This is a genomic window from Mesomycoplasma flocculare ATCC 27399 (genome assembly GCF_000815065.1).
Lineage (GTDB): Bacteria > Bacillota_I > Bacilli_A > Mycoplasmatales > Metamycoplasmataceae > Mesomycoplasma > Mesomycoplasma flocculare.
The window spans coordinates 379078-402937 of sequence record NZ_CP007585.1; the positions used below are offsets into that span (position 1 = coordinate 379078).

The window sequence follows — 23860 nt, forward strand, 5'->3', positions numbered from 1 at the left end:
CGTTTAAATAGCTGAAAAAATATTAAATTTTTACAAAAACCCATCTAAAAATGCTTGCTGAAAAAAATGAATTATTGCCCAAACAATTAGCCCAGTAAAACCAAATCCGATAATTATACAGATTCAAACAAAGCCTGATTGGAAACCAAGCCCGATTTTTTGCCGGTTTTTTTTAAAATATGCCTTAATTTTAATCATTTTCTAACCTTTTACTGTTGTGCCTTGGCGCGATACGGCACTCATAATGCGACGGCGAAAACCAAAATAGAGAATAAACATCGGCAGAATTGCCAAAATTGCACCAGCCATTTTTATATTCTTATAAATACCACCAGGTATTTGGTCGGTTTCATCGGCAACACCAACTCTTTCAAGTATTCAAATATTTAATGTTTTTATATTAGCAGAATTTGACTGTAAAACAACAAGCGGCCAAGATGTTGCATTTCAAGTTGCAAGCGCTGTGAGAATACCAACAGTTCAAATTGTTGGACTAACCATTGGAATTGCAATGCGGAAGAAATATTTAATTCCAGAACAGCCATCAACCATTGAAGCTTCTTTAATCCGGTCAGGAATTTCCTCAAAAGCATTGCGAAACATAAATCCAGAAAAAACCGAAGCAACAAAAGGTGCTGTAAGCGCAATAATTGACTGCAAACCGTCGTTTCATCCTAACATAACTGTGATTCGGTATTGGCCAATTAAAAGCGCAGTTTCAGGTAATACTAAAATTGATAGGAAAATAATTCAAGAAATCCGTTTAAATCTTCACTTTCTAAGTGAAAAAGCATAACCAAAAGTCATGGAAAAAAAGATTTTCCCAACAACTGAAATGCCCGCAACTAAAGCGGTAACACCAACTGCGCTAATATATCCAGCCTCAGCAGCCTTGCGAAAATTATCTCAGGTAAAATATTTGGGCCAAAAAACCGGAACCCGCGAGTCGATTATTTGTTCTTCAGGAGCAAAAGCATAGACAATCATAAAATAAAAAGGGAAAATAATAAAAATCCCAAAAACAAATAGTACTATAAATTTAAGGATAAAATTCAAAATTAGACTTGTTAGATTGCGATTACGAACTTGCGAGTTAATTGATTCAACCGCTCTTTCAGTTTTCCGATCACTAATGAATTTGTGAATTTTTAATTTTATAATAAACATTTTTCTCCGAAATTTTATCAGCAATTAAAATAATTGTTGCTAAAAACTTTTTAACAAGAATAGATAAGGCAATACCGAATACAAAAAGATAAATTGTAACAGCGCCTGATTGGGCAAAATTTGGCGTCCCGCGCACATTTTTATAAATATAAACTAAAAAAGTTGCGCCCCCATTATTTATTGCTTCAGATTCGTTTAAAAAAATTCCGATTGGAAAAACTTTAATCCCACCGATAATTCCAATTGTAATTAAAAAGTTAATTGTTTTTGAAACAGAAGGGAGGGTAATTTTGAAAAATTGCCTTACTGACGAGGCGCCATCGATTGCCGCAGCTTTATAAAGTGTTGGATTTACCGATAACATCGCGGTAGTCAAAATTAGTACTTCAAAAGCAATGCTTCTTCAAATTCCTGAAATTAGTACAACAAAAAGCGCATCAAGCGAAGAAGAATTTCCGGAATTTAGCCACCTTTTTGATATCCCAAAAAGTTTGTTAATAAAACCAGTTTCACTATCAAAAATATAAGCAAATGAAACCGAAACTGCAATCGCGGATGTAACATATGGCAGAAAAAAAACTGTCTGTCAAAATCCGCGGGCATACTTACGATGCAAAGAGGCAATCGCGGATGCAATAATTAAACTAATTATTAATCCAAGCGGAAGAGCCGCAATTGAATAGATTACCGAATTTCTAATGGCAATATGAAAGTTCGTATCAATTGTGATTAGATCAATAAAATTATCAAAACCAAACCGAGTATTTCCGGCAACATTGTGATTGATTTCAACACTTAAAGATTTTGAAATTGAGTATAAAAAGGGCAGAAAAACAAAAAGAAAAATTACTAAAATTGATGGTAAAAGTGCTAAAAAAGGCTTTCAAAATGGTTGCTGTTGGTCAAGAATTCCTAATTCAAGCCTAGTTTTTCTAATTCGCCGGCGATAGAAAAATTCACTTATTAAATTCATTAGATTCGCTCCCTTGTTTCATAGTCAAAAAGATGTAACTTGCCAGCTTTAAAACTAAATTGTACTAATTCACCAATTTCATAGCTAGATTTTTTTTTGAACATTATCGAAACAAGCCCAAGATTGTTAACTTCAACTTTTCCAAGAATATCTTTTCCAAGATTTTCGACTGTAGTAATCTTCCCTTGAAAATTTCCATTTTCATTTTCCAGCAAATCTTCTGCACGAATTCCTGCTCTAATTTTTTCTTGAGAATAATCTGTTAAATTTTCATAAATAATTTGATTATCAACAACAACACGTTTATTTTCTTTATCATAAAAAGCATCAAAAATGTTCATTTCCGGAACACCCAAAAAAGATGCAACAAATTCATTTTTCGGTTTATGGTATAATTCAGTTGGTGTTCCGATTTGTTGAACATAACCTGTTGACATACAAATAATTCTATCAGAAATTGACATTGCCTCTTCTTGATCGTGAGTAACAAAAACTGTTGTAATACCGATTTCTGTCTGGATTTTTCGAATTCATTGCCGAGTTTGGACTCGCAATTTTGCATCTAAATTCGAAAGTGGCTCATCCATTAACAAAATATCAGGATGACGCACGATTCCGCGCGCAATTGCGACTCTTTGTTGTTGTCCTCCTGATAATTTTGTCGGTTTTTTTGCTAAATTTTTTGTAATTTCGACCTTTTCAGCCGTTCGGAGTACGGCGCGATTTATTGCTTCTTTTATTGAAATATTATCATTTTGGTATCTTTGATATTCTTCAAGGTCAGCTTCGGATAATTTTTCTTTACTTAGCGAAAATTTGGTAATTAAATTTTTTTCAAAGTCTAAAAACTGTTTCAAAGTCGCACTTTTATAGGAACTGATTTTTGATTTTAGCGATTTTAATAACATGAGATTTGGCGAATTTTTTGAGTTGGTTTCTAAAAATTTCTTTTTGTTTTGTAAATAACTTTGTTCTAAATTTTCTAGGCTTTGCGAATTTTTTATTGAAAGTTTTTCATTTTCAATTTCGTTTTTAAACCATAGCTCCTTATCTACTTTTTGTTGATTAAAAGCTGCTAATTGCTCTTGATAGTCTAAATTTAGTGATTCTTCATCATTTAATGTTGTTTTTGCCCTAAAATTTTTATACCCTTTTTGAATTTGGCTTAATTCTAATTTTGCATTTTTCCTAAACTGTTTATACAGATTTTCCAAATTTGTAAGTTTTTTGTATACTTGCGCTTTTTGCTCTAAAAAGTTTTTCCGGGCTTTTACTAATTCAGGTGCGAATTTTATTGCATATTTTTCTTCTCGGATCAGTTTTTTATAGAGTTTTTTATCTTGTTTGGCATTAGTTTTAATTTTTCTAACTTTTAGTTTGTAGGCTCTACGAAAGGAAATTGCCTGTTGAATTGGACATTTTGTACTTGATTTTCCCTGGAAAATTTTTTTTCAAATAGACCAGAAAATTGAAGCAGATTTCCCTAATTTAAGAAATTCAATTGTAAGGTGTTTAATTTCTGCTTGTTTGTGGATTTCGATTAAAGAATAATCTGATTTTAATTGGTTAAGTTTTAAATAAGTTTGTGTTTTTAATTCGTTATAATCATGTTCTAATTGGCGATAGACATCAAAATAGTCAAATAAAAGTGATTTGTACTTTGCCAAATCTTCAATTGAAGCGCCGTTTTTTGCAAGCACAATTGAATTAGCGCTAACGCGAGCGAGCATAGATTTTTCATATGCCCGTTGTTTTCAACGATGGTCATTATGAAGCGAAAAAGCGATATTTCCAAAAACATTTAAATGCGGGTAAAGAGCATAATTTTGAAAAACAAGACCGATTTTTCGTTGTTGTGGTGATTTTCTTGTAACATCTTCGCCATTGAAAATAATTTGACCCGAAGTGGGGTTTAATAATCCTGCAATTGCATTTAAAATTGTTGTCTTTCCTGAACCAGAAGGCCCTAAAAGTGTTACAAGTTCGCCTTTAAAAATTTTTAAATTGGCCTTATCAACTGCAAGAGTTTCGCCAAAATCAATCGTTAAATCCTTAATTTCAATTGCGGGAATTAAGGATTTTGATTTATAACGATTTTCAAAAGCCTGCCGAATTTTTTTAATCTCTGATTCAAAACTCAGATTTTGTAATTGGTTATTTTCGAACGTTTTTTTCATTTCTAATTTCATGCTTTTGCTTCCTTTTTTGTTCAAGTCCAAACTCATACCAGTCAAAGACATTTTTATCTTTATTAATATCGCCTAAAACTAAAAAATTATCGATTGCACCAACGCCGCGTGTTTTATAAACTGATTTGATCATATTTGTGATTGTCACGAATTTTGTATCTTTTAAATTCTCATAAAAACCAAATTTTTTGTTAATTGAGTTTTCCAAAGCGGCTGCTTGTTTAATTGAAACATAAGAATAAATCGAACTTTCATTGTTAATTGCGGCAAGGCCACTTTGTAAAATCGGAATTGCAAGCCCTGCTTTCACAATTTCAACAGCATAATTTTTAAAAAAACCATCATGACCAAAATAAATGCTGCCAACATAACGATCATAAGAACGAGCAGCTCCAGTTTTTGGGAAAAGAAAAGAAATTATACTTTTATTTGGCAGAATTTTTTCTGCAAAATTCTTTGCTTTTTGGGCATACTCGCCTTCTAAACCTTTTGTTTTTTGGTAATTTCCTTGACCATCTTTTTTTCCAACTTCTGGCGTGTCAATACTTTCAAGGCGGGCATTAAAAATCGGTGGAAGTTTATCTGAATTCAACGCTTTTAATGTTACAGTATCCCCATCAGTCCATTTTTCAACTTGAGCACTAATAATTTCAAAATATGTCTTATCAGGCAAAATTTCATTTTTGAATTTGATTTTTTCCTCATCTTGCCATTGATATTTTGGATCTAGAAATTTTCGAATATTTTGTGCATATTGACTTTGCGGATTTTGTAAATCTTCAAACGGATTTTTTGAAAAATCCTCTATTTTATAGTATTTTTGTGCTTCTGTATACGAAAATTTGTGATTTTCGACAATACATGAAATTGCAAAAAAGGCAACTATAATTATGTTTAATGTTCCGAGAAATAGTTTCTGAAAAATTTTTTTCATAATTTCTTAAAAATAGTTAGACATTTTAATTTTTTACGCGATATGCAGGCCCTAAATTTGCTCTTAGTGTTTTTAGAAAATCGCTAAAATTACGTAATTTCCCATCACTTGCGTGAAGGCTTTGCATCTGCGCAACGGTTGAATCTAAAGTGGTTCGAAACACTCCAGCCACTGCATCAACATTGTCAAAAACTAAACTATATTGCGATTTTGAATCAGCTTTTATAAATTTACTAAACTGATTAAAAGATACTTTTTGTCCCAAATTTTTCGTATTTAAAACATTGCTATCTAGTGTTGATTTTAAAGGCAGCAAATAAGAGCTGGATTTTGAAAAATATTCAATTGGTGTAATTTTTCCAAATTTGCCGCCAAAATCAACTTTTTCGGTTAAAACTCAATTAATAAAAGTTTTTATAGCCCTATCTTCTTTTTCAGTTGCATGAATTAAAATAAGATCTGGGCCTTGAGAAACAACAGGAATAATTTTGCTTGTTCGCGCGAATTTGTGAGGTGCGGCAACCATATCAAATTCACCTTCATTAAGCGCTGCAGACCCTGATATTTGTTCCATTCCGGCATAAGATGGAATTATAATTGGTTTAAAATTTTCGTTTAGATCAAGAACTTCATAACTGCCTTCAACAATTCCTGAAGGTTTTTCGCTTTTGTTTGTAAAATAAAACACTTCCTTTCGTTTGTTTTTTTCAATAAGTTCTTTAATTCGCGGAAGAATTGCTGATTTTATTTTTATTTTCGATTTTTGATCAATTGCAAGGATTTCTAAGTCTTTGCTTATATCAGTTAAATCTGTTGCTTTAATTACCGCAGCATATTGAGCTCTTGAGACATTATACAAACGTTTGCTGCCATCATAGAAAAACCCAACTAAATAGTTTTTAGCATTTGCTTTAACGAAATTATGAAAATAACCTGATGTTGACCCAATTGAAAAAACTTGTTGGTGATTACGGAAATAAGTTGAGTTATATTCGCCAGGTGAGGTAAAATAAATCGATCTATCTTTAATACCTTCAGAGATTAAATTATAAATTTTTTCAAAATTTTTATACCTGTCTGAATTAGGTTGATCCATATAAGATGTAAAGTCAATTAAATTTTTTTGTCGGTCTAATACTGTGATTTCCTTTGATTTATCACCTTCAGATAAAGAACGGGCAAGTGCGAAAATTAAAGTTGCATGATTATCGATTCCTAAAGCTGATTTTGCCGAATTTAGCGCTGAACCTGATAAGGCTTCTGGGAATGATTTTATAATTCTTGAAGATAATTTCTGTAAATCTGTAAAGTTTTCAAGATCAGATTTTTGAAACTGATAACCGGCAAGACCTTCTTCATTTGAGACATAATTTTTCCAAATTTTTTCAATTTCTTTAATATCTTCGTTTTTTTCAGTAGCTAATTTTTGAAATTGAGCAAAATAAGGCTTGTCTTCTTCTTTGATTGTTGCAGGTTTTTTCTCATCTTTTAACGCTTTTTCAATAATTCAACCTAATAAAATTTTGTTAATTGTCAAAGTTTCGGTTGATTTTCCAAATGGGAGTGTATAAATTCCTTTTGTATCAAGGAAGGGAATTTCCGAATTAATTTCTAAAAATTCGGAAATTCCTTGCTCTTTTAGAAAGTTTTTTGTTATTTTTTCTTGTTCTTCTTGCGGTTCAACATCTGATTTAAAATCGCTAACAAGTGGAAATGTCATTTGATATTTATTAACAATTGCAAGTAAACTTGAATAATTTGTGACAATATTTGGCAGTTTTATACGGTCTTTTGTCTCTAAATAGCTATTAATTGTCGAAGCAGCGCGACTATAACCACCTTGGAAATATTGTTCTTCCATTTTGATAAAGTCTTTTTTCTGATTTGCAGTCGTATTCCAAAGTTCAATAATTTTTTGTAATGCTTTTGTCTCGTTTCCAGTAGATGAAAAAGAATGCCCAAAAACTAGTTTCCCATCCTCAATACTATCAAATCTGGCAGTATTATTACTAATACAAGCACCAAGAAAAGCTATTGGGGATACAGTTAATAAACTTGTCAGGAAAATACTCCTGATTTTATTAGAAATTTTACTTTTTGTAAGGGGGGTATTATCGCGTTTCATTTGTTTATATTCCTTTTTTTTTTTTTTTTTTTAATTTTTTTCTGTTTTTTCACTGGCTTTTTTATTTAAATTTAGCAAAATAGCAATATTTTTTTTTAATTGTTCAAGAAAATAATCAAAATTTAAGTCTAATTGAGGATTGTTATGAAACTGATTATTGATTTGACCTAAAGTTTGTTGCATACTTATGCGGAAAGTGTTAGAATCAACGCCGGCTGGTTCGGCAAAAAACCGATATTTTTCGGGGTTTTCGAGAGTTTTTTTAAATTGTTCAAAAGCAATTTTAAAAAGTGGGTTTTGCAAAAATACAGGATTTTTAACAAAATCAGAATTTAAATTTGTTTTGGTAGGATTTAAATTCCCAGCAGCTAGGGATAAAAAATCACTTGGTGTTACAATAATTTTTTGATTATTATTATCTAAAAATTCTTCTTTTTCGGAAATAAATCACTTTATAAAATTAAGTGTTGCCGTGTCTTCTTTTTCGTTATTATGAAAACCAATTAACGAAGGGCCTTGTGATGTGATTATATTAAACCGGTTTGAATTCTGAAGTTTTTGGGGCTCTGGTAAAGCCATTAATTCATCTTCGTTAAGTTTTTCATACGATTTTGAAAAAAGAAAGATATTTGGGTTTTGTTTTATTAGTTTAAGTTTGTTCTTAGAACTAACTTCTAAATTGAGATTTGCAAAATCAACATCTGATTTTTTGTTATTTTCAAGTCATTTATCAAAATTTGCATCACTTGCTAAAAAACTAAAATTATTTAAATTAGCCTTTATTTTTATAGTATTTTTTACTTCCTGAATCAAATTTTTATCATTTATTTGGTCTAAACTAATATCATTTTCGGAAATCTGACTTTGATTTCCAACGTAGACATACCCTGGTTTATTATCAAGAATTTGGTGAATTTTAGCAATTGCATTTGGTGGTAAATTTTCATCACTAACTAATTTTCAAATTCTCGAATTAGAACCAACAGGATAGTCTTTTTGTGAATTTGGAAATTTAAAACGTAAAAAAACTTGCCCGATTTTTTCAAAATTTCGGGTATAATGACTTGATGATGTAAGTGCAAAAACTAGTTGATGATTTTTTAAATAATCACTTGCATAACCTCTATTTCAAGTTCAAGGGCCAGCAAGTTTGTTTTTAATTAAACTAGCCATGATTTCATAAGCTTTTTTTGTATTTTGATAATTTTTAGTTTTATTATCAAAAAGATTGGTATAATTCAGCAATTCAATATTTTTATTTTCATCACGATCACGGAAATAACTTGATTTTAGATATTCGCCATTAGCCTCAGCAAACGAAGTAAAAAAAAGTGTGGCGGCAACATCATTAAAGCCAATTAAAAAATCAACTTTTTCAGTTTGACTTCCTTTTTCAGCTTCAGGAAATGATTTTTTAACGCGGCTAAGGAAATCAACTAGCTCAGCAAAATTATTTAGTTTTGAAAAACTAAATGTATAACCATCAAAACCATTTTCGTTAAATGAAATGCTTTTATAGCCCCCTCAAATTCTTTTAATATATTCAAGATCAGTTTTTTGTAAATCAAGATTCTCAACTATTTTCTGGTCTGATGCTAAAATTTTAAAATTTGGACTTGATTTTTTCGCTGATTCTAAAATATAGGATAATACAGGTTTGTCAACTAAAAGGACTTTTGATGTTTTAAGAATTGGCAAAAAAGGAATTCTATCAGGGCTAATTCCGGGTAAATTTTTGGTTTCACTAAGAAATTTTTCATCATATTCGGATTTAATTTTTTCTTCTAGTTCTTTTTGTGTGTTTAAATCTAAAAGCATTCCAAATTTATTTAAAGTGGCGGCGAGAGCGGGATAATTTAGCGTCAAATTAGGTAATTTTTTGTTTTCTTTTGCTTGGATATAGGAAGCTAATGCATTTTGGTCATTCTGATAATTTGTATATGAATTGTCTAATTTTGCAGGCAAAAAACCAGGTTTTTTATTTTTAACTTCAGTTTTTTCATTTCATTTTTGAAGCACTTTGCTTAGCGCTTTAGTTCTTGGATCATTTTCATAAAAAATCACACGAAAATCAATCATATCATCGATTTCAGTATTAAACCGAAGCGGATTTTCAGTTTGTGGCTTATAAATTTTAGATTTAAAAATATTGTATTCAGATTTTGTATTGCAAGCAGCTGCTAAAAAAGCAACAGGAAAAGTTGGGCTTAAAATTAATGCAGATTTTCAGAATTTGGACTTAAATTTTCGTATTTTATTCATTTTTTAAAAGTAATATTTATTTCTAAATTAATTTTAAATAGTTTGTTAATATTTTTTATATCCGTTATTTTTCCTACAATTTTTCCCCCACGGTATTTTTTAAAAAAAGCACAACACAAAAATTATTAAAATTACCTTGGCCAATATTTGTAAAACTCTGACCAAATAAGCACAAATAATTTTAGGTTGTGATTAACATTTGCCCTTATTATACATTTTTTTAAAAATTTAGCAAAAAAATTTAGTTTTTTTTTTTTTTTTTTTAGCTTTATCAAATTCAACTTTTAAATTCAAATTAAACAAATATATTAATAAAATATATTATAATATTTGAAATAAAAATTGTATTTACAAAGGAAATTTTCAATGTCCGATACAAAAATCCCAAATTTATTAGAAATCTACAAACAAAAAATTGAGGAAATTTCATCAAAAGAGCTAAATTTAGACCAAAAAAAATTAGCCTATGAAATTCTTGAAAAATTCCCGGATAATAAACTTGAATATGTCTATCAATTTGTCGTTCAACGAATTAAAACCGGATTTCGCTTTGATGCAGCCCCCGAAAGTGATACAAATACTGTTGCTATTTTAGAAAAAGATGAAAATCTTAGTTTTGAATTCAATGAAAATAATTCAAATCAAAATACCTTAATTATCGGTGAGAATTATGATGGACTAAAAAATTTATTAGTAATCGAGAGAGGGAGAGAGAGGGAGAGAGAGAGGGGGGCGGCTTTGATATAATCTATATCGATCCGCCTTATAATACCGAGGCAAGTAAAAATGATGGGAATTCAATTGCTAATGAAAAAGAAGATATAAAAGCAAGTAAATTTATCTATCGTGATAAATTTTCGCGTAATGGTTGACTAAATTTAATGAATGAACGACTAAGGCTAGCAAAGGATCTTCTAAAAGATGATGGAATAATTTTTGTTTCAATTGATGATGCCGAACAAGCGTATTTAAAAGTTTTAATGGATGAAATTTTCGGGGAAGAAAATTTTGTTGCTAATTTAGTTTGAATGAATGCTTGAGGTAGTAAACAAGATGCAAAATACTTTTCACAAAATCATGAATATATTTTAGTTTATGCAAAAAATATTAAAAAACTGAAGATTAAAAAAATAAACATTGCAGAAAATTCAGATCAGTGAAAATGAAATGACAAAATTCAAAAATGAGAGAAAAAATTAGCAATCCTTCAAAAAGGAAGTAATGAAGAAACAATTTTTGATCGAAAGAAAATGGCATACATTATTTGATGAAATGAAAAATTAAATTTATTCAAAACAGATAATAATATTGACTTTAATTTAATTACTGAAGACTTAACAACTGATACAATAATTTATGATTATTCTACAAGTGAACGACAATTATTAATTTCACAAGGCTATGTTCCTATAATTCCAAAAACAGTTAGAAAAAATAAATATGGTAGATGAACAGTTTCTGAACAAACTTTTTTAGAAAAAGTTAAAAATAATGAGGTTAAAGTTCAGAAAATTAAAGATTCATATCAAATTTTTAGATATGATGTTCAAGATAAAATACCAAATTCAAAAGAACAAAATCCTAGAAGTGTAATTTTTAATTCTACATTAAATAAATTACTAGAAAACAAAGACAATAATAAACAAATACAAAGGGTTTCTACAAGTGATGGAAGTTCGATGCTTCGATCTATTTTTAATTTTGACTCTTTCTTTGATTTTCCAAAACCAGTTAATCTTATCAAATACATAATTGACTTATTTCCTTCTAAAAACACAAGAGTCCTCGATTTCTTTGCTGGTTCAGGCACAACCGGACAAGCAGTGTTAGAACTGAATAAAGAAGATGGCGGAAATCGTTCTTTTGTCTTAGTAACTAATAATGAAAATAATATTGGTCAAAACGTGACATATGAAAGACTTTATAGAATTAATAAAGGACAAGGCACAAAAGGTCAAAAAGACTTTGAATGAATCAAGAAAAATGAAGCCTTTGATACAAATTTAAATGTATTTTGATCTAAAACTTACAATACCTCTTTGTTAAATAACGATATAACAAATCAAGAATTAAAAGATAAATTTAAAAAACTATTAAAAGAATTTGGAATCCATAAAAATAAATCAAAAGTTAAAGATTCTGTATTAAAAACTCTTTCTTCTTTAAGACCATATAAAGAAGAAAATTAAAAAAAATAATTTATTTGCTACAATCTTTATAAATTATTTATAAGGAGAAAAAATGAACAAAAAAAAAGAACTTTTGAAAGATCATTTAAAGGAGTTAGAACAAATTTCTAAATCATCTTTAAATGAAAATCAAAAAGAATTAATTAAATTAAACTTAGAAATTTTAAAAAATAATGACAAAATTTCTATAGATGACTTTGAACAAATTTGAAGATTTTTAAAACAAAGAGTAGCAACTGGTTTTGTTTTTGATGAAGCTCCAGAAATTAATAATCAAAGCATCGCAATACTTGAAAAAGATGAAAAATTATCTTTTTCTTCTTCAAAAATGAAGGATAATTTACAAAATTCTTTAATCATTGGAGAAAATTATGATGTTTTAAAGAACCTTATAGGAGTAGAGAGAGAGAGAGAGAGAGAGAGGATTCTAACTTCGATTTAATCTACATTGACCCTCCTTATAATACACAAAAGACATCAGATGATGGAAATAATTTAACTGATGATGAAATAACTGCTGATAAATTTATATATCGGGATAAATTTTCAAGAACTGGTTGACTAAATTTATTAAATGAAAGATTAAAATTAGCAAGACAACTTTTAAAAGAAGATGGAGTTATATTTGTTTCAATAGATGACAATGAACAAGCTTATTTAAAAGTTTTAATGGATGAAATTTTTGGGGAAGAAAATTTTGTTGCGAATATGGTTTGAAGGAAGTCAGCGCAAGGTACACATAAAGATGTTGAAGTTGATAATTTAAACACTGTAAATGAATACATAGTAACATATGCTAAAGATAAATCAAAATTTAAATTTGATTATGTAAAACATTCACAAGAAAAATTGGATGAAATATATAAATTTAGAGATAAAAATTTTGAAAAATATGGTGCATATAAATTGCAACCACTTGTTAATAGTTGAAACGGTGCCTGATACAGATCTGGACAAGATTATGAATTAGAAGCTCCTGATGGTACTAATTTTAAAATATGACAAAATATCGATAAGCCACAAAGTGCATCTTATTCTTGATCTAAACCTACCTTTGATAAAGCTAAAAATTTGGGTTTAATTGAATTCAAGAAAAATAAACAAGATTATTGAGTAGTTCATAAAAAAGAATATCAATATGCTAAATTTGATACAAAAGAAGGTGTTTTAAAAACTGTAGCAAGAGGTGTTCCTTTTACAAATATGATTGTTGCAAATCAAAATAACTTAGAGAGTGATATTTATACATCTGAAGGCGCTAGAGAGCTTCATTCAATTTTGAATAGTAAAGAATTTGACTATCCAAAACCAGTTAGATTAATAAAATATTTAATAAAAATGTTATCTAGCAAAAAAAACATTAGAGTCCTCGATTTCTTTGCCGGTTCAGGAACAACGGGACAAGCAGTTTTAGAACTTAACAAAGAAGATAACGGAACTAGAACATTTACATTAGTAACTAATAACGAAAATAATATTGGTCAAAACGTGACATATGAAAGACTTTATAGAATTAATAAAGGACAAGGCACAAAAGGTCAAAAAGACTTTGAATGAATCAAGAAAAATGAAGCATTTAATACAAGTTTAAATGTATTTTGATCTAAAACTTACAACACATCTTTGTTAAATAACGATATAACAAATCAAGAATTAAAAGATAAATTTAAAAAACTATTAAAAGAATTTGGAATCTATAAAAATAAATCAAAAGTTAATGATTCAGTATTAAAAACTCTTTCTTCTTTAAGATCATATAAAGAAGAAAATGAAGAAAAATAAAGTAAAAAAGGAAAATAATGGAACTTAGTGAAAAACAATCTCAAGCTGTTGATTTATTAGTTGCTAAATGAGATAATGCCTTTAATAATCAACAAAAAGCCTCTGTTACTTTTAAAGCACCAACAGGTTCAGGTAAAACGTTTATTATTGCAAACTTTATTGATAGGATAATGGAAGAATTTGATAAAAACTCAGGTAAAAAACTGGTTTTTATTTACAATACAATTTCTAACGCTGAATTACCTAAACAAACTTTAGATAAATTTGAACAATACAAATTTTATTTAAATTCAATGAAAAATGCGACTATAAAATATAAAGAATCTCCTTCGAAACAAAAAGAAGCTAAAGGCGATCAAGAATATAATATTTTAGCTAAGGAAGCTGATGTTTTCATTTTTGGAACTTCTTCATTTGGTAAGTCAACTATCTTTGTAAAAGAAGGAAAATTAGATGCTTTTATTGATGAATTAAGATCAGATTACTATGTTATTTACATTAGAGATGAAGCACATATTGGTACATCAAAAATAAGTGAAAAAGCAGATGCAAAATCATTTGACAAAAAAATAAAAGAACTAGACAATGTTTTTGAATTAATGATGACAGCTACACCCAAAGAAAATGATGATATCGTTGAAATAACAAACAAAGATTTAGATGAAGACAACTGAAAACTTCTAAAAGCTAATAAAAAAAATAATTTAAACATCCCTCATGAATCTACAGATGAAATAGATAATTCATTTCTATTAGAACAAGCTTGTAAAACTTTTTCTAATATTAAAAAACAATACAAACAAATTAGTGATGATGAAAATTTAAGAAATTTATGAAAAGTAAATCCTGCAATGCTTATTCAAGTAAAAGATAAAATTCTTGAAAAAGAAGCTGAATTTAATAAAGAAATAAAGCAAATTATTAAAATTTTGGAAAAATATAATTTAAGTTATGCTAAATATTTTTCAGAAGAAAAAACAAAAACCGTTGCTGGTCACACTTCAAAAACAGACTTAAATTCTTTGTCTAAAAAAGATAGTGATGTTGATGTAATAATTTTTAAAGTTGGACCTGCAACTGGTTGAGATATTCCTAGAGCTTGTATGTTAGTTCAGTTAAGAAATGTTTCTTCAGAAACACTTGATAAACAAACACTTGGAAGAATTAAACGTTTTCCTATTCCAATAAAAATTTACAACGAAGATCACAGAAGAGAGTTAAATAATTCAATAGCTAATGAGTTTTTTGTTTATTCAAACAGTAAAAAGTTTGATCAAAATTTAGGTGAAAGAATCTATTATTTAAAAGATCAATACAAAAACAAAAAATTTGTTGTTGGAGAAATTGATAAATCTAGCATAATTAAAATAAATCAAACTTACAAAGAAAACGTTTATGAATTAGTGTCTAATGAATTTGAACAAATTTGTGAAAAATTCGAGAAGTTTAGGAAGAAAAATCAAGACTTTTTAAAGATTACTAGAAAAAATAATATCAATGAAGGAAGATTTATTGAAAAACTAATTTTCGATCAAATTGAGCTTGAAATTTTCAATGAATCATTGATAAAAAAACACAACAATCTAATAACTAACGATATGTGGGACAATATTGAATTAATTTATAATCAGAAAATTAATGAAAATATTAGAATTTCAATTAATTATTATAAATATTACATCTTGACTGAATTACTAGATGATATTAAAGAACTAAATGTAAAAAATTGAGAAAATACTAATCCTAATTTAAATATCAAACACATTATTGCTCCACCAGAAGAATATATTGAAGAATATGAAATAATTGATATTAATGATTCAAAAGATTCTTTAAAAAATTATATAGAAATAAAAAGTGAAATCGAAAAATATGCCTATTCAAATAATAAAAAAATAGAAAAAAATCAAGTAAAAATTTCTGTAGATTCAAAACCAGAAAGAGATTTTGTTGCTTTTTTTACTAGTTGATTAGAAGATGATGCTGATGAAAATTTGGAAATTAATATTTGATTTAGAAATTTTAAAAATAATTCAAAAAGTATATTTTGAGATTACTTTGAACAAACACAAGTAAAAAAATCTTATCCTGATTTTATTGTTTGCATCAATCAACACCAAATTAATATAGAAATTAAAGGTAAAGGTAATAACGACATAAGCCCTGAAAAAACAAAAGATTTAATTCAAATGACACAAAAATACGTAAAAAAAGCAAAAGAAAATTCTTTAAAAAATAAGCAAAAAAATAACTTGAATTTTACTTCATTAATTTGTTGACCTAAAAATGAAAGAGCTGATAATTTCTTATGTAAAGGTGCTTCAACATTAGAAAAAATAAATGATTTATTTAGACCACAATCTTATTTAATAACCGAAAGAAAAGATGCACAAGAATATGACATTAAAGAAGAACATCTTAAAAAGATTTTTCGAAAATTAGCAAACTAATTGCTTTAAAAAAACTACATTTTGAGCAGATCCGCTTTTCTTAGAAAAATAGAAAAGGGGATCTGCTCAAATTAATAGTATTTTTATTTTTATAATCTACAAATTAAATATCACAATAGACTGAATATAATAAAATAATTAACTTTTTGCTTGGGGTTATATATATATAATATTTAATTATGAATTTAAATACATATTTTAATCCAATAAATTTAACAGCAAAAAAATTAAAAGATATTATAACGGCTTATTGAATTACATTATTTTTACCCTTAATTGGTGTAGTGTTTATAATAATAGCGGCAGTAGTAGCTCATAAAGCCGTCGAATCCGCTTACTATGCTGATTCATTATCTGAGAAAAGCTTTGCAATTTTTGCTGGAACAGCAGGAATTATGATTATTATTGGAATCTTAATTGTTGCAGGAACTGGTATAGCAAATTTTGTGATTCTCATTATTATGCTTGTAAGAATTTTTGCTCTTAAAAATTTATTAGCTCCATATCAATTCGCACAACAAAACCAAATGATTTTGTATTATTTGATGCATATAATAAATTAAAATTTGCAGGTCTTATGGGGATATTAATTTTTTTTCTATCTTGAACAATAGTTATTCCGATTATGTGAATAATAGGGATTTTTAAAGCCAAATCTGCTGCTAATGCAGTTATAATACATTTAATGAATAGTTTAAATAATTAAAATTTACACATCATTTTCAAATAAATAAAATACTATTAGTTTTGAGGTGATACCCTCTTCTTGAAAAAAATTTTTGAGTGTTTTAATTAATTATAATTTGAAATGAATGTTTCCCTAAATTTAATAGGAGACATTCATTTTATTTTGTCTTTAATTCGTTTGTGATTGTAATAATAAATATAATTTGCAATTGCTTTGTAAAGTTGTTTAAAAGTTAAAAATTCTTTTTCGCGACCATAAAAACATTCTCTTTTTAATGTCCCAAAAAACGATTCAATAACGCTATTATCTAAACAATTTCCTTTTCGAGACATAGACTGAATTATTCCTTTTTGTTTTAATTTTTCTGAAAATTGTCTATGTTGATATTGTTAACCTTGATCACTGTGAAAAATTAAACCCTCAAGATTTTTGTGCTTTGAAAATGCTCTTTGAAGCATTTTTCTAATTTGTTGGTTGTTAGCGCTTATAGACAAATCTCAAGCAATAACTTCGCCATTAAACATATCTAAAATTGGCGATAAATATGCTTTTCCAAAGGGTGCACTAAATTCAGTTACATTTGTAGTTCATTTTTGATTTGGTTTAGTTGCAACAAAATTTCTATTTAAAATATTGTCTGCGATTTTGCCAACTGTTCCTTTGTAAGATTTGTATTTTCTTCTAGAACAAATTGCTTTGAGATTGAATTTTTCCATTAATCTGCGAACTTTTTTAAGTCCAATTTTATAGCCTCTATTATTAAGTTCAGCTTTTATTCTTCTTTTTCCATATCTAGCTTTATTTTCTTCAAAAATAAGCTTTACTTGGCTTATAATTTCTTCATTTTTCTTGTCAAAATCTTCTTTTTTGAGTTCATAATAAAAAGTAGATATAGGAATAGAAAACTCTTTTAATACTTGAGTTAAGCGAAGGTTTTTATCAGCTTTTACTCTATTATAAATTTTTTTTATTTTTTCTTGCCTTGGTTGATTTGAGTCAAAGATCTTTACCAATGGCTTTTCACTTTTTTAGTACTTCATTTTCCTTTTTTAAAAGTTTAAGTTCTTCTCTAAGAAGTTTAAGTTCTTCATATACAGATAATGAAGAATTTGATTGATCTTGACTGTCGGAATTGTTTGATACTTTTGTAGATTTATTATTACTAATCTTAGATTTCATTATCGATCTCCCTCTGTTTAATTCTAAACCACTAATTCCCGATTCTAAATATTTTTTCGTTCAAAAAGATATTAGACTTGGATTAAGATTATTTTGAAGTGAAATTTTAACAATTGGTTCATTAGCTAAAAATCTTTTAACAACACTTAATCTTTCGTCTATAGTCCATTCTTTATTTCGTGGTTTTTTTCTTAAGACCTTCAACTCCTAATTTGTCATAAATTTTTTCTCAAAAATTTACTTGATTTAAAAATTTTTTTTGACTTGTATTAGCGAAATCAGGCTTTTTAATTTCAATTCCTTTTTTGTATTTTTTTACACATTCTAATTTAAATTCTAATGAATATTTCATAAAAAATCCCTTTTCTTAAAAAAAGAAAAGGGGATCACCTCATTTTTGAAGGATTTTTTTTATTAAAACTTACGATTTGCAGTTGTATTTAATCAGTTGTAAATACTTAATAATACTTTTAAAAATTAAATAATTTTTTTATATTTTCCCTAAATCTTTCATTACTTTTTCTATATCAGTTTCTTGAAATAATGTAATTTGCTCTTCTTTTTTAATGGCAATAACACTGATTTGAGCTCCTTTGTTATTTTCGATTCTAGGAATTAAATTATTGCTATTGCTATTTACAAAATATAATTTTTTAGATTTTTCAAAATCTAAATATCACTGACCCATATTAGAAGAATAAAGGTTAAAAAAGCTTAAATTAAGTTTTTCTACTGCTAAATATAAATTATATTTTGACAATATATTTTCAATGCTTTGATTTTCAAAGAATTTATTTATATATTTTTCTAATACTGGCTTTAAGACATTAGAATCTAGTTTATTAAATTCATTTACATTTGTTAATGTAAAAGTTTTAAATTTATTCTGAGCAAAAAAATTATCAAATTTTTGTTCATTTTCTTTTATTGAATTGTTGTTTATAGTTGAATCAGCAACAAATTCTTTTACATTTGAATTTAATTTATCACTACTTTTTAAAGTGTCTTTAAAAATTCAATATGAATTCATAAAATATTTTTTTTGATATTCTGCAAAGTTGTCTTCGCTTTTTTTAAGAAAGAAATTATTAAAATAATTTTTTAAAAATGATTGTTGATAAGTTTTGGTTTTTAATAAATTTAAATCTATTTTATATTTTTGCTCTTGCGGAATACGATTTCACAAGAATAAAGCTACACTACTCATCGAAATTGTAAATATTATCAAATAAGATCATAAAACTAACAGTGAGATTTTGATAGGTTTTGTTATTTTAGTTCTTTTTTCTTGGCTAATATCATTAGCAAATCAAGAAAACTTTAATTTTCATTTGTTTTTTTGTCTCAAGGTAGCCCCTTCCATTCTTGTAAAAGAGTTTTTCAATCTGTTTCATTATTAAAGGCAATATTGTCTTCTTTTTTAAAGGCTATTATACTTATAGTTGCACCATTATTGGTATCGCTTGATTCTTGCGGTCATGGATAATAATTTACAAAATATAATTTTTTATCTTTAAGAAAATCTAGATTCCATCAACCCATTCTAGAAGAGCTTAATGTGAAATTCGAGAAAGAGCTATTCTTTACAAAATAATATAAGTTATATGTTTGTAGTACTTGCTCTACACTTTGATTAGGAAAAAATTTTGTTAAATATTTTTCAAATACAGGTTTTACAATGTTCGAATCTAAATTATCAAACTCTGTTTTTAAAGTTAATGTACGAGGGATTTCTTTATTTTTGTTAAAAAAATCTGAATATTTATCTATGTTTTCTTGAATTTTATTTTTTTCTTCATCTGTATTGGATTCTGTTTTTTGGATGTGAGAATCAAGTTGGTCACTACTTTCTAAAGTATCTTGATTAACTCAATAAGTACTCATGAAATATTCTTTTTGATATTTATTAAAATTATTTTGAATTTTTTTAAATATAAATTCATTAAATGAATTTTTTAAATAGATTAACTGTTTTTCTTCTTCATCTGATAGATTAACATAGTTGGGTTGATCAAGTTTATAATATAAACTTAAATAATAAATGGAAACAGCAGATATAGAAACAGAAATAATTGTTGATAAAAGTAATAAAATTTTCTTCGTTTTAGACATATTTTAATCCTTTCTTACAGTGTACAAATTTTTTAATTTATTGAAAAAATATATTTAAATTAGCATTTTCCTTCATTTTTGAAGCAAATTAGTAAATCTAGAATTGTAATATTTCAAACAAATTGACTTACTACTAAATTTATTTTTTAAATTTTTAATTCTAGCTAATTTAGAAAATACGAAATTATATTTAAATCAATTTCATAATGGTATCTATGTTGCTACTTTCAAAAAATTCTATATTTTCAGATTTTTTAAAAGCAACAATATTAATTTGTGCGCCTGTATATGGAACCATAGTATGAACTATGGGACGTTGTGGAGGCTCTATAAAATATAGCTTATTGAATTTTAATGAATCAAATCATCATCAACCTAAATCTGTTTTTGAAAGACCAAATGAATATATTTCACTTTCTTTTACAAAATAATATAAATTATATTGATCAAAAATTTGTTCTATATTTTGATTAGGAAAAAATTTACTTAAATAATTTTTAAAAATAGGTTTTAAAATATTTGAATCTAAATTTTCAAATTCTTCTTTGGTTTTTAGTGTGTAATTAGTAGCTTTATTTGTTTTAAAATAATTATCAAATTTTTGTTGATTTTCATTTCGAATTCTTTGTTCATTTTCACTTAAATTTGATTTAAAGTAAAATTCGGATGGAAATGGTTGCTCAACTTTGTCTAAATATTTCAGTGTTTCTCTATGAAGTCAATATGAATTCATAAAATATTTTCTTTGATATTCTTCAAAATTATCATTAATTTTTTTTACTACATTATTATCAAAAAAATTATCTTTTTTTTGGTTTAAAAACTCTTTATTTTTGCATGCTAAAGTAAACAATCCTATTGTTGGAATTAAGACAACACTTGATAAAATTTTGCGAATTTGTAAAGATATTTTCCTCTTTTTATTCATATTAGTTTTCCTTAAATACAGTATGTGTCACTGCAATAGAATCATCTACTGAATTTTCAAATAAAGAACTTTTGTATTTTTTAACTATATATCTATAAATTCCAGAATCTTGAACTTTAAATTTAATTAATTCTACATTACTGTTGATACTTAATGATGAACTTACACTTTGTCAATATCCTCTACTATCTAATTTTTCTAATACTAAATCATAGTCAGTGAATAAAGCTTGATTTTGACGTTTTTTAGTTTCTTCAAGTTTCAATCTATTTTCGTTTATATGTTTACTTTTTCAATCGCTTAGTTTTAGTTCATAATCAATTCCCTGAGCAGTTTGTTTTGCAAGTGCTCATGTTGGAAATAATCATTCTCATCAATTTGGATGTTGTAATTCTGGTTTATTCTCGTTTTCTTTTAGCAATCCTGAGTTAAACATTCAACTAAGTGCTATATTTATTTGTTCTCCAGCTTGTAAATTTAAATGTAAGCTTTCAAATATACCGCCATCCACATCGGATTTAATAACAGATTTAGTATTAATATTTCAAGCTGCTTCTTGCATTTTTTCAACATCTATTAAACCTGCTCCATAAGTTGAATCAAAACCATTTCCTTTTTTATTTAAATTTTTGTATTTAGGTAAATGTGCAGAGGCAGCTAGAATAGACATTGCAGATGGTACTCTAAATTGATCATTATTTAATCAAGAAAATTTATCAAAAATATATGAAATAGCACCAGTAACTACAGGAGCAGCAAAACTAGTACCTCTGATTTCATCATTATTCTCTAAGAGTATCTCCCCTGGTGCAACAACTAAAGGTTTAGGTAAGTTTAAATGGTTAGACTCTAGTTCTCTGTTAGAAAAGTTCGAAATTTCAATGTCATTTAAAAAAGAGTTTTCTCTATATTTTGTTGATCCGACAGAAATTGCGTTATATGCTAATTGAGTGCTGTCAATTCATTTCCCTTTTTTATTTTGTTTGTTATGACCATTTCCAGCAGCGAAAACATTAACTACACCATATTTTCTTGAAATATAATCTATGAAAAAACTATCATCATCATAAGGGAGAGAGTAATCAGCAGTTGGTCCATAGCTATGGTTAATAAACTTTACATTATTTTTTAAAACCAATCATTCAAGAGCGTTTTGTCAATTAAAGTTATTAGAACTAAAACTTGTGAAATAAATTTGTCCATTTGAATTTATTCCGTTTTTACCTGCTGCAACCATTGATACATTAGTCCCATGTGTATCATTTAAATTTTCTGGAGTAAATAATTTAACTTCAGGTGTATGTACAAATTTATAATTTCTTTGTAATTGAGTTGTACCTACTTCTAAAATTACTATTTTTGAACCTTTTCTGTGATATTTAAAAAATTCTGTTTGCTTTTCAGGATTTAAATTTATTTCTTTTAAAAGTAGTTTTTTATTAATGTCTGAAAATCTAGAAATATAATAGCCATTCTGTTCATTTTGGGAAACTACATCATTATTTTTGATAATAACTTTTTTATAAAAAACAATTCTTTTTACAAAATCTAATGTATCAACATATTTGATAAATTCTTTAGATTTTTCTACATCATTAAAGTAAAATCAAACAATAGGTAGCATTGCACTAGTTTGAATTTTTCAATTTATGTTTTTGTTTTTAAAGCCTCTTTTTATTTTATTTAGAAGAGAATCTATTCTTTCATCTAAATTTCCTTTTTCATTAAAAACATCTAAATATAGTTTTAATTCAATTGTATCAGATACCTTGTCTGATAATTTTTTTCCATCAGTAGATTTGGAAGTTGGAATTTTCCAATCATTAACAACAAATTTTTTACTTGCAAAATTTATTGTTGCTAATTTTTCATTATTAATTAAGTTTTTATTTTGATTAAATGAAAAAATAGGTACAAAAACTAACGAAGTTATTGTACCTATCGCAAATGAAAATTGAAAAAATTTTTTTACTTTAAGCATATAATTCTCCAATTTTTGAATTTTTATTAAGAAAAAAAATATATAAAGAAAATTAAATTTTGAAATAAATATTCAAATTATTTTAAACCAAATGTATATGGATTTTTTCCTTATTTTGTCTTCTTTTTTAGATTTGTTTATGTTATTTTTTTAATTTTTGTTTTGATTATATCATTTTTTTAAAATATTTAATTTTTTTAAAATATTTAATTAAATTTAAAAAAATAAATAAGATAAATAATTTTTAAGTGTTATTATTCTTTGAATTTAGATTAGTAAAGTTTTTTCATAAAAAATAAAATCACACATTTTTTTAAAAATTTAGCAAAAAAATTTAGTTTTTTTTTTTTTTTTTTTTAGCTTTATCAAATTTAACTTTTAAATTCAAATTAAACAAATATATTAATAATTAATTTAATAAAATATATTATAATGTTTAAAATAAAAATTGTATTTACAAAGGAAATTTTCAATGACAGATTCAAAAATCCCAAATTTATTAGAAATCTACAAACAAAAATTAGATGAAATTTCATCAAAAGAGCTAAATTTAGACCAAAAAAAATTAGCCTATGAAATTCTTGAAAAATTCCCGGATAATAAACTTGAATATGTCTATCAATTTGTCGTTCAACGAGTTAAAACCGGATTTCGCTTTGATTCTGCCCCCGAAAGTGATACAAATACTGTTGCTATTTTAGAAAAAGATGAAAATCTTAGTTTTAAATTCAATGAAAATAATTCAAATCAAAATACCTTAATTATTGGTGAGAATTATGATGGACTAAAAAATTTATTAGTAATCGAGAGAGAGAGAGAGAGAGAGAGAGAGAGGCGGCTTTGATATAATCTATATCGATCCGCCTTATAATACCGAGGCAAGTAAAAATGATGGGAATTC

At 26.9% G+C, this 23860-nt stretch carries 18 protein-coding genes and 1 pseudogene; 7 read left to right on the forward strand and 12 right to left on the reverse strand.

The features are described from left to right. Positions 1 to 30: 30 nt before the first annotated feature. From MYF_RS03350 to MYF_RS01450, 7 genes are read right to left on the reverse strand one after another with little or no spacing between them, the layout of a single operon-like run. Positions 31 to 198, reverse strand: a complete 168-nt coding sequence (locus tag MYF_RS03350) for a hypothetical protein (protein ID WP_169742226.1) — start codon at positions 196 to 198, stop codon at positions 31 to 33. 3 nt (positions 199 to 201) lie between these two features. Then, entirely contained in the window at positions 202 to 1167 is a 966-nt protein-coding gene (locus MYF_RS01425; protein WP_039387592.1) for a carbohydrate ABC transporter permease, read from the reverse strand. Further along, positions 1130 to 2140 carry a carbohydrate ABC transporter permease gene (locus tag MYF_RS01430; RefSeq protein ID WP_002557446.1) on the reverse strand — a complete coding sequence of 337 codons (1011 nt, stop codon included), beginning with the start codon at positions 2138 to 2140 and terminating at the stop codon, positions 1130 to 1132. The genes MYF_RS01425 and MYF_RS01430 overlap by 38 nt, the downstream gene beginning before the upstream one ends. Continuing rightward, on the reverse strand, positions 2140 to 4317 hold the full coding sequence (locus MYF_RS01435) for an ATP-binding cassette domain-containing protein (RefSeq protein WP_002557445.1): 2178 nt from the start codon (positions 4315 to 4317) through the stop codon (positions 2140 to 2142). The genes MYF_RS01430 and MYF_RS01435 overlap by 1 nt, the downstream gene beginning before the upstream one ends. After that, entirely contained in the window at positions 4295 to 5263 is a 969-nt protein-coding gene (locus tag MYF_RS01440; protein WP_002557444.1) for a thermonuclease family protein, read from the reverse strand. The genes MYF_RS01435 and MYF_RS01440 overlap by 23 nt, the downstream gene beginning before the upstream one ends. A gap of 25 nt (positions 5264 to 5288) precedes the next feature. After that, complete coding sequence (locus tag MYF_RS01445) at positions 5289 to 7388, reverse strand: P68 family surface lipoprotein (RefSeq protein ID WP_052234586.1); 2100 nt, start codon at positions 7386 to 7388, stop codon at positions 5289 to 5291. Between the two features lie 30 nt (positions 7389 to 7418). Beyond that, a complete protein-coding gene (locus tag MYF_RS01450; RefSeq protein WP_039387594.1) occupies positions 7419 to 9650 on the reverse strand; it encodes a P68 family surface lipoprotein in 2232 nt (743 codons plus the stop codon). A 366-nt stretch (positions 9651 to 10016) separates the two neighbouring features. Here MYF_RS01450 and MYF_RS03435 point away from each other — a divergent pair, with 366 nt between their 5' ends. The 6 genes from MYF_RS03435 (at position 10017) to MYF_RS01480 (ending at position 16634) form a co-directional block, all read left to right on the forward strand. Beyond that, positions 10017 to 10397, forward strand: a complete 381-nt coding sequence (locus MYF_RS03435; RefSeq protein WP_039387597.1) for a hypothetical protein — start codon at positions 10017 to 10019, stop codon at positions 10395 to 10397. Between the two features lie 53 nt (positions 10398 to 10450). Further along, positions 10451 to 11839, forward strand: coding sequence for a DNA methyltransferase (locus tag MYF_RS01460; protein ID WP_236681786.1), 1389 nt, complete (start codon positions 10451 to 10453; stop codon positions 11837 to 11839). Positions 11840 to 11891: 52 nt separating this feature from the next. After that, the gene (locus tag MYF_RS03375; RefSeq protein WP_039387598.1) at positions 11892 to 12281 is read left to right on the forward strand and encodes a hypothetical protein; all 390 of its coding nucleotides are present in this window, start codon (positions 11892 to 11894) and stop codon (positions 12279 to 12281) included. Further along, positions 12281 to 13621, forward strand: a complete 1341-nt coding sequence (locus tag MYF_RS03215) for a site-specific DNA-methyltransferase (protein ID WP_201771015.1) — start codon at positions 12281 to 12283, stop codon at positions 13619 to 13621. The genes MYF_RS03375 and MYF_RS03215 overlap by 1 nt, the downstream gene beginning before the upstream one ends. A 17-nt stretch (positions 13622 to 13638) precedes the next feature. Continuing rightward, on the forward strand, positions 13639 to 16071 hold the full coding sequence (locus MYF_RS01475; RefSeq protein WP_002557987.1) for a DEAD/DEAH box helicase: 2433 nt from the start codon (positions 13639 to 13641) through the stop codon (positions 16069 to 16071). Positions 16072 to 16250: 179 nt separating this feature from the next. Then, entirely contained in the window at positions 16251 to 16634 is a 384-nt protein-coding gene (locus MYF_RS01480) for a hypothetical protein (protein ID WP_002557988.1), read from the forward strand. A 229-nt stretch (positions 16635 to 16863) separates the two neighbouring features. On the opposite strand, the pseudogene MYF_RS03220 reads toward MYF_RS01480, so the two are convergent. The 5 genes and pseudogenes from MYF_RS03220 to MYF_RS01515 all read right to left on the reverse strand — a co-directional run bounded on the left by MYF_RS03220 (position 16864) and on the right by MYF_RS01515 (position 22959). Further along, positions 16864 to 18290, reverse strand: a pseudogene (locus tag MYF_RS03220) (IS3 family transposase). A gap of 138 nt (positions 18291 to 18428) precedes the next feature. Further along, positions 18429 to 19286, reverse strand: coding sequence for a hypothetical protein (locus tag MYF_RS01500; RefSeq protein WP_002557992.1), 858 nt, complete (start codon positions 19284 to 19286; stop codon positions 18429 to 18431). Then, a complete protein-coding gene (locus MYF_RS01505) occupies positions 19259 to 20050 on the reverse strand; it encodes a hypothetical protein (protein WP_002557993.1) in 792 nt (263 codons plus the stop codon). Before MYF_RS01505 ends, MYF_RS01500 begins: the two co-directional genes overlap by 28 nt. A gap of 190 nt (positions 20051 to 20240) precedes the next feature. Continuing rightward, the gene (locus tag MYF_RS01510) at positions 20241 to 20978 is read right to left on the reverse strand and encodes a hypothetical protein (protein ID WP_002557994.1); all 738 of its coding nucleotides are present in this window, start codon (positions 20976 to 20978) and stop codon (positions 20241 to 20243) included. 1 nt (position 20979) lies between these two features. Then, positions 20980 to 22959 (reverse strand): S8 family serine peptidase, encoded by a 1980-nt coding sequence (locus tag MYF_RS01515; RefSeq protein WP_039387603.1) that lies wholly within the window; start codon positions 22957 to 22959, stop codon positions 20980 to 20982. 472 nt (positions 22960 to 23431) lie between these two features. Here MYF_RS01515 and MYF_RS01520 point away from each other — a divergent pair, with 472 nt between their 5' ends. Then, positions 23432 to 23830, forward strand: a complete 399-nt coding sequence (locus MYF_RS01520) for a hypothetical protein (RefSeq protein ID WP_039387605.1) — start codon at positions 23432 to 23434, stop codon at positions 23828 to 23830. Positions 23831 to 23860: the final 30 nt, after the last annotated feature.